This window comes from Corynebacterium frankenforstense DSM 45800 (assembly GCF_001941485.1).
In the GTDB taxonomy this organism is placed as follows: Bacteria; Actinomycetota; Actinomycetes; order Mycobacteriales; family Mycobacteriaceae; genus Corynebacterium; species Corynebacterium frankenforstense.
In genome coordinates this window covers 941,867-953,709 of sequence record NZ_CP009247.1, presented here as the reverse complement: position 1 = coordinate 953,709, position 11,843 = coordinate 941,867, and the positions used below count along the sequence as shown (strand labels likewise).

Here is an 11,843-nt window from a genome sequence, read left to right as displayed (position 1 = left end):
CGCGCAACCCCTTTCAAGCGTGGCGGAGACGGACGGGAATCGAACCCGCCAGGCCGAGATGCTCGGCCTCACCGGTTTTGAAGACCGGGGCGCCCACCAGGACACGTACGCCTCCGCCGCCGGAGTCTACCAACGGCGCCCCCGCGACCACGGCGCGGGAGGCGGCGGTGAAGGTAGCGTCGGGGCCATGAGCACTCAACCGGTTGACCCGCACGACATCGCCCTGACCTCGTTCGCCGCCGGCGGCGGCTGCGCGTGCAAGATCCCGCCCGGACAGCTCGAGGACGCCGTCAAGGACCTCGTCGGCATGCAGGACCCGAACGTCATCGTCGGCCTCGACGACGGCGACGACGCCTCCGCGGTGCGCATCAACGACGACCAGGCCGTCATCTCCACCACGGACTTCTTCACCCCGGTGGTCAACGACCCCTACGACTGGGGCCGCATCGCCGCGACCAACGCGCTCTCCGACATCTACGCCATGGGCGGTACCCCGGTGACCACCATCAACATCGTCGGCTGGCCGCAGGACACCCTGCCGCTGAACATCCTGACCGAGGTGCTGCGCGGCGGCATGGACGTCGCGAGCGCCGCCGGCATCGCCGTGACCGGCGGGCACTCCATCAAGGCGCCCGAGCCGTTCTACGGGCAGGCCGCCACGGGTCTGGCCGACCCGGACAAGATCATGCGCAACGACGCCGCGGAGGCCGGGCTGCCGATCACGCTGACCAAGCCGATCGGCATCGGCATCCTGAACAACCGCCACAAGAAGACCGGCCAGGTCTTCGAGCAGGCCATCGACGTGATGACCACGCTCAACCGCGACGCCTCCCGGGCCGCACTCGACGCGGGCGTCCGCGCGGCGACCGACGTGACCGGCTTCGGCCTGCTGGGCCACCTGTACAAGATGATGCGCGCCTCGGGGGTCTCCGCCGTCATCGACCACACGAAGGTGCCGGTCATCGAGGGCGTGCGCGAGTCGCTCGCCGAGGGCTTCATCCCCGGCGGTTCGCGCTCCAACCTCGACTGGGTGCGCCCGCACCTCGAGGTCCCGGAGGGGCTGGCCGAGAAGGACCTGATCCTGCTGGCCGACGCGCAGACCTCCGGTGGCCTGCTCGTGGTCGGCGAGGTGCCCGGCTACCCGGTCATCGGCGAGACCGTCGCCGGGGAGGGCACCGTCACCATCCGGTGACGGGTGCCTAGGACGCCGTGGTGATCGAGTCGACCACGTCGCCGGCGGCCCGGCGCTCGGCCAGGCGCCGCTTCTGCGGCACCACGGTGTAGCGGGGGTTCTTCACCGACTCGATGCCCGCGCCGAAGATACCGAAGCGGGTCAGCACGGAGGCGGCCACCAGGCTCGCCCCGGCCAGCGCGGCACCGGCGCGGTTGCGGCCGACGACCACGGTGGCGCACGCGCCGGTGATCGCGGCGACCTCGGACCAGCGCAGCAGCGCACCGGGGTCGCCCTCGTGCATCGGCTCGGCGGCGACCGGGTCCATGGACTTCTCCAGCGCCTGCATCGCCGCCAGCTCGCAGGCCGCCCCCGCCACGGCCAGGCCGCGCGCGGGGCCGGTCTCCTTCACCGGGGTGGTCACCATCGCCAGGCCCGAGGCCGCGAGCGTGGCCGAGCTGACGAAGACGTAGGGCAGGCGGTGGCGCATCGCGTTCCACGTCGGGTTCGAGGTGTCCGCGAGCAGCACCGAGGTGTAGACGGCCAGCGGGCCGCCGAGCACACCGGCGCCGACGGTCGCGGGGCCGGCCACGGCGTGGACGGCCTTGCGCACGAGGCGCGGCAGCGGCAGCTTCCTCCCCGTCAGCTCGTCGAGCTCCTTCAGGCAGGCGATGCCGGACATGCCGCCGAAGCCGCCGAGGATCCAGGAGCCGACCGACATCGGCGAGGAGAGCTTGAACACGCGGAACATGTTGAGCAGGCGCTCCGGGCGGCCGAGGTCGGCGACCAGCATCAGCGAGCCCGCGGCACCGGCGGCGATGGCCGCCAGGCGCGTGGAGCGCAGCATCCTGCGCCGGCCGGTGGCCATCGCGCCGCAGGCCAGCAGCGCGGAGCCGCCGGCGATGCCGCCGAGGGCCAGGTAGGTCGGGATCGGCCACTCCCACGGCGGGGCCTTGACCACGGGGCTGCCGTAGTAGGACTCGAACTCGAAGGTCGGCAGGATGCTGTCGCGTCCGCCGCCCATGCGCTTCGGGTTCTTGCGCTTCCGCCTGCGGCGGGGCTCCTCCGGCGGGCGGTAGGAGTCGAAGTCGTTGGCGCTCACTTGCGTCCTCCCATCACGAATGCCAGGGCCATCGCACCGACCATGCCGGCCGCGGCCTTCAGCGCGGTGGCCGCCATCTGCGGCAGGTCCGCGGTGGGCACGCGCGGGTCCGGCGGCAGGCCGTAGACCTCGGGCTCGTCGAGCAGCAGGAAGATCGAGCCGGTGCCGCCGACGCCGTCCTCGGGGTTGGCGCCGTAGAGGCGCGCCTCGGTCAGGCCCTGGGCGTGCAGCTCGGCCACGCGCGCCTTGGCGCGGCGCAGCATCTCGTCGTGGTCGCCGAACTGGATCGAGGTCGTCGGGCAGGCCTTCGCGCAGGCCGGCGTCTCGCCCTCCTTGAGGCGGTCGTAGCACAGCGTGCACTTCTGGGCGACGCCGACGTTCTTGGCCGCGGCCTGCTGGCCGGGCGTGAAGTCGGCCCCGCCGCGCTCGGCGCGCACGTTGACGCCGCCGTCGGTGCGTCGTTCGATGACGCCGAAGGGGCAGCCGGCGACACAGGTGCCGCAGCCGTTGCAGACGTCGTCCTGGACGACGACGGTGCCGAACTCGGTGCGGAAGAGCGCGCCGGTCGGGCAGACGTCGAGGCAACCGGCGTTGGTGCAGTGCTTGCACACGTCCGAGGACATCAGCCAGCGGAAGTCCGGGGTGTCCGGCGGGGTGGTGTCCACCCCGCCGTCGGGGCCGAGGTTGCCGGCCGCGGCGGCCGCCAGCGGCGAGCCGCTGCGCGGGCCGGGGTTGTGCCGGGTGCCGGACATGTCCGCGCCCGGGGTCGCCGCGCCGACCTGCCCGGCCGCGAGCGCGCCGACGGCGTCGGTGGGCGCTCCCCCGGTACCGGTCTGCGTGGGCGCGGCGCCGTCGGCGGCCTCGGCGGCGGCGCGTGCATTGGCCGCCGCCTCGCTTGCCGACGTCGCGGCACCCGCGGCGTTTCCGGTGGCCGCCGACGACGGCATACCGGGCATGCCGAGGTCGATGAGCGCGCGGCCGGAGGCGCGCGCGGCGTCGATGCGCGGCTTGGTCTGCTCGATGAAGGCGACGTGGCGCCAGGTGTCCGCGCCGAGGGCACCGGTGTTGTCGTAGGACTTGCCGGTCAGCCGGTACTCCTCGACGGGGTTGCGGTTCCACTCCTTGCAGGCGACCTCGCAGGCCTTGCAGCCGATGCAGATCGAGGTGTCCGTGAAGAAGCCCTTGCGGGCGCCCTCCTCGTAGCCGACGTGGCGGGGCCACTCGGTCAGCCGGTTGACGAACACGTCACTCCCCTTCCTTGTGCTGCTCGCCGGGCCGGGCGTCTCCCGGGCGGTCGTCTCCCCGGGTGGTGCCGCGCTCCCCGGCGTTGGGGCGCGCCGCCATGCCGTCGGTCTCGCCGTCGGCGCCGGCCAGGGCGTCGTCGGCGACGGCCTCGGCCTCCGCCTCCCGCGAGACCAGCTTGTTGCCGGTCGCCGGGGTCAGGCCGGCGCGCTCCTGGTACTGCAGCACCAGCATGCGCGCGGCGCGGCCACGCGGGCGGCGGCCCGAGCGGATGTCGCAGGCGCCGACCTTGGAGGCCTGGATCGACACGTTCGGGTCCAGGGTGATGCCCAGCAGGTCGTTGGGCGTGTCACCGGAGACCGGGGCGTCGTCCGAGCGGCCGAAGTGGAACGGCAGGCCGACCTGGTGGTACTCGTGGCCGCCGACCTTGAGCGGCTGGATGCGCTCGGAGACCAGCACGCGGGCCTCGATGACCGCACGCGGCGAGACGATCGTCGCCCAGCCGCCGTTGACCAGGCCGCGCTCCTCCGCCAGCTCCGGGGAGACCTCGCAGAAGAGCTCGGGCTGCAGCTCCGCGAGGAACGGCAGGCGGCGGCTCATCGCGCCGGAGGTGTAGTGCTCCGTGAGCCGGTACGTCGAGAACACGAACGGGTAGACGTCGCTGCCCGGCTGCCCCGGCTCCGGGGCGGACAGGTTGCGCTCGCCCGGGAAGACCAGGCGGGTCGGCGACTGCTGCTGCTCGTAGAGGTAGTTCGGCACCGGCGACTCGTGCGGCTCGTAGTGGGTCGGCAGCGGGCCGTCGACCATGCCGGTCGGGGCGAAGAGCCAGCCTTTGCCGTCGGCCTGCATGATGAACGCGTCCGTGCCGGAGAGGGCCTTCGGGCCCACCGCGTCCGGCTCGGGGCGGTACTCCGGGTCGAGGGTGGCCGGGAAGTCCGGCACGTCCGGGCCGACCCAGCGCTTCTTCTCGGCGTCCCACCAGATGTAGCGCTTGCGCTCCGACCACGGCTTCCCGTGCGGGTCGGCCGAGGCGCGGTTGTAGAGCATGCGGCGGTTGGCAGGCCAGACCCAGCCCCACTCGGAGGCGACCTCGTCCTGCTCGGAGCCGGGCTTCTTGTTCTGCGAGCGGTTGACCCCGCCGGCGTAGACGCCGGTGTAGATCCAGCAGCCGCCCGAGGTCGAGCCGTCGGCGCGCATCTCGGTGAACGCGGGCAGCAGCTCGCCGGCCTTCTCGCCGGTCAGGTAGTAGCCGTTGATCTCCTTGAGCACGTCCTCGGCGGAGATGTCGCCCTTCTCGTCCTCCGGGTAGTCCCAGGTCATGTTGAGCAGGGCCCAGTCGCGCGGGTCGGTCGAGTCGGCCAGACGCTGACGGATCCTCTTGCCCAGCTGGTAGAAGAAGTCCAGCTCGCTCTGGGCGTCTCCCGGCGGCTCGATGGCCTGGAAGCGCCACTGCAGCATGCGCTGGGTCTGGGTGAAGGTGCCCGACTTCTCCACGTGGTTGGCCGCCGGCAGGTAGAAGACCTCGGTGGCGATGTCCTCGGTGCGCAGCTGACCGGACTTGATCTCCGGGGAGTCCTTCCAGAAGTTGGCGGTCTCGATGGTCTGGAAGTCACGGACCACGAGCCACTTCAGGTGGGCCAGGCCCATGCGCTGCAGGTGGCCGTGCGACTGGGCGACGGCCGGGTTCTGGCCGAAGACCATGTAGCCGTCGACCTCGTCGCGCAGCATGCGCTGCAGCGTGTGGTAGGTCGAGGCCGGCCCGTTGAGCTTGGGCAGGTGATCGTAGCCGAAGTCGTTCTCCGGGGTCGCGGCGTCGCCGAAGTAGGACTTGAACAGGCTCACGGCGTAGGAGTCGCCGATCTGCCAGAAGCCCTTCTGGTCCGGCGCGTTGACGGAGGCCAGGTAGTCCTGCAGCGTCGGCTCGTCCACGCTCGGCATGGGCAGGTAGCCCGGCAGCAGGTGGAACAGCGTCGGGATGTCCGTCGAGCCCTGGATCGAGGCGTGGCCGCGCAGGGCCATGATGCCCGAGCCGGGGCGGCCGACGTTGCCCAGCAGCAGCTGCAGGATCGCGCAGGTGCGGATGAACTGCGCGCCCAGGGTGTGCTGCGTCCAGCCCAGGGCGTAGGCGAAGCAGGTCGTGCGCTCCGGGTTGGAGTTGTCCGTGATGGAGCGGGCCAGGTACTCGAAGTCGGCCGGCGAGATGCCGCAGACCTTCTCCACCATCTCCGGGGTGTAGCGGGAGTAGTGGCGCCTGAGGATCTGGAAGACCGTGTGCGGGTTCTCCAGGGTCAGGTCACGCTTGACGTTCCACGACGAGGCCTCCTCGCCGAGGTCCTCACGCTGGGCGTAGGACCACGAGGAGTTGTCGTAGGTGCCCTTCTCCGGGTCGTAGCCCGAGAAGAGACCGTCGAGGTCCTCCGTGTCGCGGTAGTCCTCGCTGATCAGCATCGACGCGTTCGTGTACGCCAGGACGTAGTCCCGGAAGTACAGGTCGTTGTCGATGACGTACTTGATCAGCGCGCCGAGCAGCACGACGTCGGTGCCGCCGCGGATGGCGATGTGCTTGTCCGCCACCGCGGAGGTACGCGTGAACCGCGGATCGACGTGGATGATGCGCGCGCCGCGCTTCTTGGCCTCAATGACCCACTGGAAGCCGACGGGGTGCGCCTCGGCCATGTTCGACCCCTGGAGCACGATGCAGTCCGCATTGGCCATGTCCTGCAGCGGCTGAGTCGCGCCGCCGCGTCCGAAGGAGGATCCCAGACTGGGAACCGTGGCGGAGTGTCATATGCGGGCCTGGTTCTCGAGCTGGATGGCGCCGGCGGCGGTGAACAACTTCTTGATGAGGTAGTTCTCCTCGTTGTCCAGCGTCGCGCCGCCCAGCCCGGCCAGGCCCAGGGTGCGGTTGACCTTCCGGCCCTTCTCGTCGAGGTCCTGCCAGCCGTTGCGGCGGGCCTCGAGGAAGCGGTCGGCGATCATGTCCAGCGCCTTCTCGCGGTCGATCTTGACCCACTCGGTGGAGTGCGGGGCGCGGTAGAGGACGTCGGTGACACGCGTCGAGGAGTTGACCAGCTGCTCGGAGGCGGAGCCCTTGGGGCACAGTCGCCCGCGCGAGATCGGCGAGTCCGGGTCACCCTCGATCTGGATGACCTTCTCGTCCTTGACGTAGACACGCTGACTGCAGCCGACGGCGCAGTACGGGCACACGCTCTTGACCATGCGGTCGGCCTCGGCGATACGAGGGGTCAGCGTCGCGGACTTCTTCGACTGCGTGGAGCGGTCGCGTCCGAACATGTCCCCCGCCCGCAACTGGCGCAGTACCGGCCAGTTCAGCAGAGTCTTTTTCACCATGGCTCCCAGGATAATGGCCTCGGACGCATACCGCCATTTCCGCAGGACGGAAAAGCCCAGGTAAGGGCAGCCTTTGTAGGGGTCGCGACTCACACCGGCACACGCCGGCTGACGGTGACGCACCTTTTCTCCGGCAGCGTCCGGGTCCACTGCGGCGGCGGGGCCAGCCGGGTCAGCAGCACGTAGAGCCGTTTGCGCCAGCGGGCCATGCCGGGCGAGTCGGTGACGGTGACCTCGGCGCGCGAGAGCACCCACATGACGGGACCGTCGGGGCCGCCCCGCCCGTCGCGGCCGGCCTCCCCGTCGCCGGCGTCCCGCGCGGAGGGGCCGGCGACGGCGGACGCGGTGACGCCAGGCCCGGTGACGGCGGGCCCGGTGACGGCGGTGACCCGCCCGGCGCAGCCGGCGGCATCGAGCACGCCGACCACGTCGGCGTCGTCGGCGAAGCCGAGGTCGACCGTCCAGTGCTCCAGGCCCGGGGTGGCGGTGGGTTGCACGGTCAGCCGCTCCCCCGGCGCCACGTGCGGGACGGCACGGGTGCGCACGGAGAGCACGATGACGCGCTGGTGGAGCGTGCGGCCCATCGCGGTGGTGGCCAGCAGGGAGAACGGGGCGGTCTCGACCAGGGAGTGCGGGTAGACCACGGTGCCGGGCACGCGGGCGGGCTGGCGCAGGGCGAGCTTCTCCTCGAGCTGGTCGAGGGTGCCCTCCCGGGCGAGGCGGGCCGCGCGGACGCGGGCCTCGCCGCGACGGAAGGTGTCCATGACGATCACGAGCACGGCCGCGATGAGCAGCGGCAGCCAGCCGCCGGTGGCGATCTTGGCGGCGTTGGCGGCGGCCAGCGGCAGCTCGACGGCCGCCAGGCAGACGGCGAGCAGCGCGCTCGCCCAGGCCGGCCAACGCCAGCCGAAGCGGGTCAACAGGCACAGCAGCGTGGAGGTGACCAGGAAGTCGGTGCACACGGCCAGTCCGTAGGCCGAGGAGAGCCGCCCGGAGTCACGGAAGATGAGGATCACCGCGACGACCGCACAGTAGAGCAGCAGGGTGACCGCCGGGATGTAGACCTGCCCGGAGGCCCGCTCCGAGGTGTGCACCACGCGCATGCGCGGCAGGTGGCCGAGGCGGATCGCCTGGCGGACCACGGAGAAGGCGCCCGAGATGACCGCCTGGGAGGCGATGACGGTCGCCGCGGTGGCCAGCAGCACCAGCAGGAAGCCGAAGCGCTGCGGGACCAGGGTGAAGAAGGGGTCGGCCACGCGTGCCGGGTCGCGCAGCAACCCGGCGCCCTGGCCGAGGTAGTTGAGCACCAGGGCGGGCAGGACGACCGCGAACCAGGTCTCCTGGATCGGGCGGCGGCCGAAGTGGGCGATGTCGGCGTAGAGGGCCTCGGCCCCCGTGGTGGCCAGCACGAGCGCGCCGGCCGCGAAGAAGCCGGCCAGCGGGTGGCCGACGAGGAACTCCACGGCGGGCAGCGGCGAGAGCGCGGCGAGGATGCCCGGGCGGGCGAGGATCTGGGGCACGCCGACGGCGGCCAGTGTGAGGAACCAGACGAGCATGACCGGGCCGAAGACGCGGCCGACCTTCTCGGTGCCGCGGCGCTGCGCGGCGAAGAGCGCGGTGAGCACGCCGAGGGCCAGCGGGAGGATGAGCGAGTTCGACAGCCTGGGCACGGCCACGCGCACGCCCTCGACGGCGGAGAGCACCGAGATCGCCGGGGTGATCACGGCGTCGCCGAAGAAGAGCGCGGCGCCGAAGACGCCGACGCCGCCGAGCACGGTCAGGAGACGGCGCCGGGCCGAGGTGTCCCCGCCCGCGGCCGCGACACGGGCGCGCACCAGGGCGGCCAGGGCGATCACGCCGCCCTCGCCGTCGTTGTCGGCGCGCAGGACGAGCAGGACGTACTTGACCGCCACGATGAGGAAGACGGTCCAGATCAGGGCGGAGACCGCCCCGATGACGGTGGCGTCGGTCAGCGGGACCGCGCCGTGGTGGACGGTGAACACCGCCCGGAGGACATAGAGCGGGGAGGTGCCGATGTCACCGAACACCACCCCCAGCGCGGCGGTGCCGGCGGCGAGCCGGGCACCGTGGCGCGGGGCCGTGCGGGCCCCGGACCGGGTTGTCATGGCCCGGTAGATTACGCCGCCCGCACCGCAACGCCACACCAACAGGATATGGTCTGCATCACAGCACACATCTATGCCCTGACCTGGGCTTTCCCACCGCGACCCCGCGGCGGGAGCGGGTCTAGAGCGGGATCGAGCGGAAGGTGATCGCGTTGTCGACCCCGGCGCGCTCGCCGCCGGCAGCGGCCACCCCGGTCACGAGGTCCTCCGGGGTGGCGTGGTCCGGCAGGGCCTCGAGGTAGACGCGGTGGCAGGCCAGGGAGGCCACGCCCGCGTCGACGTCCTGCTTCTCGACCTCCACGGCAACGTCGGCACGCGCGTCGCCGCACACCAGGAACGCAGAGGTCTGCCACTTCTCCAGGCCGTCGCGCTCGGCGAGCTCGCGGAAGACCCAGGTGTTGCCCGCGTCCCGGCAGGCGTCGAGGGCGGCCAGGCCCGCGACCCGGTGGTCGGCCATGTTCACTCCCCAGGGCACCTCACGGTCGAAGGGGATGGTGGCCACCGCGTCCGGGCGGAAGCGGCGGATCTCGCGGGCGATGTCGCGGCGCAGGTCGAGCCCCTCGGTGAGCATGCCGTCGGGGTGACGCAGCACGGTCAGCCCGGCGGCGCCGACGGCGTCGCAGGCGGCCTGCTGTTCAGCGGCGCGCAGCGGCCCGGTCTCCTCGGGCGCGCGGCCCTCGATGCCGGCCTCGCCGTGGGTGAGCAGCAGGTAACGGACCTCCACCCCGGCGCGGGCGAAGCGGTTGACCGCGCAGGACAGGCCGTATTCGGGATCGTCGGGGTGGGCGACGACGACGAGCACGCGCCGCCAGGAGGACCAGTCGAGAGGCTTCAGTTCCGGTGAGTTGACTGCTTCATCCGTGGTCATGTCCACATGCTATCCGCACGCGGAGTCCAGCTGCACCCGCACGGAGTCGTTGAAGGCGACCAGGCGCGCCTCGGTGACGCCCGTGTGCGCGCCCGCTGCGCGCAGGGTCTCGACGGCGATGCGCGCGGCGTCGTCAAGCGGCCAGCCGTAGGCGCCGGCGGAGATGAGCGGGAAGGCGACGGTGCGCGCGCCGAGCTCGTCGGCGACGGCGAGGCAGCTGCGGTAGCAGGACGCGAGGGTCGCCGAGCGGTCCTCGGTGCGCGAGTGGACCGGGCCGACGGTATGGATGACCCAGCGTGCGGGCATCTGCCCGCCCGTCGTGGCCACGGCCCGGCCCGCGGGCAGGCCGTCCGGCAGCTCGGTGGCGCGCAGCTCACGGCAGGCGGCGAGGATCTCGGGCCCGCCGGCGCGGTGGATGGCGCCGTCGACCCCGCCGCCGCCGAGCAGCGAGGAGTTCGCGGCGTTGACCACCGCGTCGACGTCCTGGACGGTGATGTCTCCGGTGACCACGCGCAGTTCCATGGCCCCGATCCTACGGACGTGCGCGGCGCGCGGTGGGCGTCATCCGGCCGCGAGCAGGACGGCGAAGACGCCGAACAGCGCCAGATGGGCGACGCCGTGCCAGGCGCGCAGGCGACCCGAGGCGACGGCGGCGCAGCTCACGGCCGCGGTGGCGGCCAGCAGCGCCAGGTTGGCCGGCGACTCCGCGAGCACGGGCGCCCGCCCGGTCACGGCGCCGAGCACGAGCACGCAGGGCACGGTGAGCCCCACGGTGGAGACGAGGGCACCGTGGGCGAGGTTTCCCACCCGCTGGACCTGGCCCGCGGCGGCGGCACGCAGCGCGGTGATCGACTCGGGCAGGAAGACGATCGCGGCGACGAGCAGGCCCGCCAGCGCGGGCGGGGCGGCCGCGGCGGCGAGCACCGTGTCGGTGAGCCCGGCCATGTCGTGGGCGAGCAGGCTGACCGGGGCCACGGTGGCCACGAGCAGTGCGGCGCGCAGCGGAATCTCCGGGTCGCGGGGACGTCGCCGCTCCCGGCGCGCCCCTTCCTCTTTATCTTCCGCCTCCGGCACCCGCTCCCCCGGCACCGTCACGTCCGGCGCCCGCTCCTCCGCGCGGCGCAGGCCGGGCTCGGCGAAGAGGTGGGCGAGCCTGCCGGTCTGGGCGCGGAGGAACACCGCGTAGGCCCCGGCGACCGCCACGGCCAGCGCCACGCCGGGCACGAGCGGGTACGCGCCGCAGGGAAAGGCGTGCGGGACGGCGAAGGTCAGCACGCCCAGCGGGACGATCATGGCCAGGTAGAGGCCCATCCCCCGGCGGTTGGGCACCGCCGCGCCGCGACGCACGGCGACGAGCACGCAGGCGCCGACGACGAGGTTGAGGATGATCATCGTCACCGCCGTCACCGAGTCGCGCGCGGCCGTCTCCCCCTGCGCGCCGCCGAGTGTCATCGCGGCGATGAGCAGCACCTCGATGCAGACCACCGAGAGGGTGAGCACGAGGGTGCCGAAGGGCTCGCCGAGGCGCACCGCCAGGGCCTCGGCCTGGCCGACCACCCCGAAGGCGCAGTAGACGATGACGGCGACGACCCCGGCGAGCGCCACCGCGGCGGGCGCGGCGTCGAGGATCCCGGTCCACGCGGTGAGCAGGACCGCCGCCCAGCCGACGGTCAGCCGCGCGAGCGTCGAGGGCGCCAGGACCCGGCGCAGGACCCCGCCTCTGCCCACGCTCGCGCCGGCACGCGGGCGCTCACCGCCGGCCCCGGGTGGTGTGCGGGTGTGGGATGCGTGCATCTCAGGGGACTGATCCACTGCTGAACCTCTCCGATCTCCGGGGCCGTCCCCTCGGTGCGGCGGCGCGCCACCGCCCCGGCGGCGCGCAGTGCCCGGGTCGTCCCGGGCGCCGCGGTGTGCGGTCCCGAGGCTACCGGGAGCACGGCCCGGACACCCCTGCGCACGGCCCCGCCCGAGCCGGCGGCACGA

Annotated in this window: 7 protein-coding genes, 1 tRNA gene and 1 pseudogene; 1 reads left to right on the top strand and 8 read right to left on the bottom strand. The window is 72.7% G+C overall.

Features of this window, described 5'->3' with window-relative positions; translation table 11 throughout:
- Positions 1–20: 20 nt before the first annotated feature.
- Positions 21–115: transfer RNA gene (locus CFRA_RS04190), tRNA-Sec, on the bottom strand.
- A 72-nt stretch (positions 116–187) separates the two neighbouring features.
- On the opposite strand from CFRA_RS04190, the gene selD reads away from it, so the two are divergent.
- The gene (gene selD / locus CFRA_RS04185) at positions 188–1,192 is read left to right on the top strand and encodes a selenide, water dikinase SelD (RefSeq protein ID WP_075663595.1); all 1,005 of its coding nucleotides are present in this window, start codon (positions 188–190) and stop codon (positions 1,190–1,192) included.
- A gap of 7 nt (positions 1,193–1,199) precedes the next feature.
- Here selD and nrfD read toward each other — a convergent pair whose 3' ends face one another.
- The 7 genes and pseudogenes from nrfD to CFRA_RS04145 form a co-directional block, all read right to left on the bottom strand.
- Entirely contained in the window at positions 1,200–2,273 is a 1,074-nt protein-coding gene (gene nrfD / locus CFRA_RS04180) for an NrfD/PsrC family molybdoenzyme membrane anchor subunit (protein ID WP_075663594.1), read from the bottom strand.
- Positions 2,270–3,433, bottom strand: a complete 1,164-nt coding sequence (locus tag CFRA_RS04175; protein WP_415684086.1) for a 4Fe-4S dicluster domain-containing protein — start codon at positions 3,431–3,433, stop codon at positions 2,270–2,272. The genes nrfD and CFRA_RS04175 overlap by 4 nt, the downstream gene beginning before the upstream one ends.
- A 244-nt stretch (positions 3,434–3,677) precedes the next feature.
- A pseudogene (gene fdh, locus CFRA_RS04170) lies at positions 3,678–6,866 on the bottom strand (formate dehydrogenase); the annotation flags it as partial.
- A gap of 89 nt (positions 6,867–6,955) precedes the next feature.
- Positions 6,956–8,992, bottom strand: a complete 2,037-nt coding sequence (locus CFRA_RS04160; RefSeq protein ID WP_075663590.1) for a KUP/HAK/KT family potassium transporter — start codon at positions 8,990–8,992, stop codon at positions 6,956–6,958.
- A 121-nt stretch (positions 8,993–9,113) separates the two neighbouring features.
- The gene (locus CFRA_RS04155; protein ID WP_075664856.1) at positions 9,114–9,860 is read right to left on the bottom strand and encodes a PIG-L deacetylase family protein; all 747 of its coding nucleotides are present in this window, start codon (positions 9,858–9,860) and stop codon (positions 9,114–9,116) included.
- Positions 9,861–9,869: 9 nt separating this feature from the next.
- Positions 9,870–10,382: an O-acetyl-ADP-ribose deacetylase gene (locus CFRA_RS04150; protein ID WP_075663589.1), complete on the bottom strand. Its 513-nt coding sequence runs from the start codon at positions 10,380–10,382 to the stop codon at positions 9,870–9,872.
- A 39-nt stretch (positions 10,383–10,421) separates the two neighbouring features.
- The gene (locus CFRA_RS04145; protein ID WP_245797677.1) at positions 10,422–11,588 is read right to left on the bottom strand and encodes a calcium:cation antiporter; all 1,167 of its coding nucleotides are present in this window, start codon (positions 11,586–11,588) and stop codon (positions 10,422–10,424) included.
- Positions 11,589–11,843: the final 255 nt, after the last annotated feature.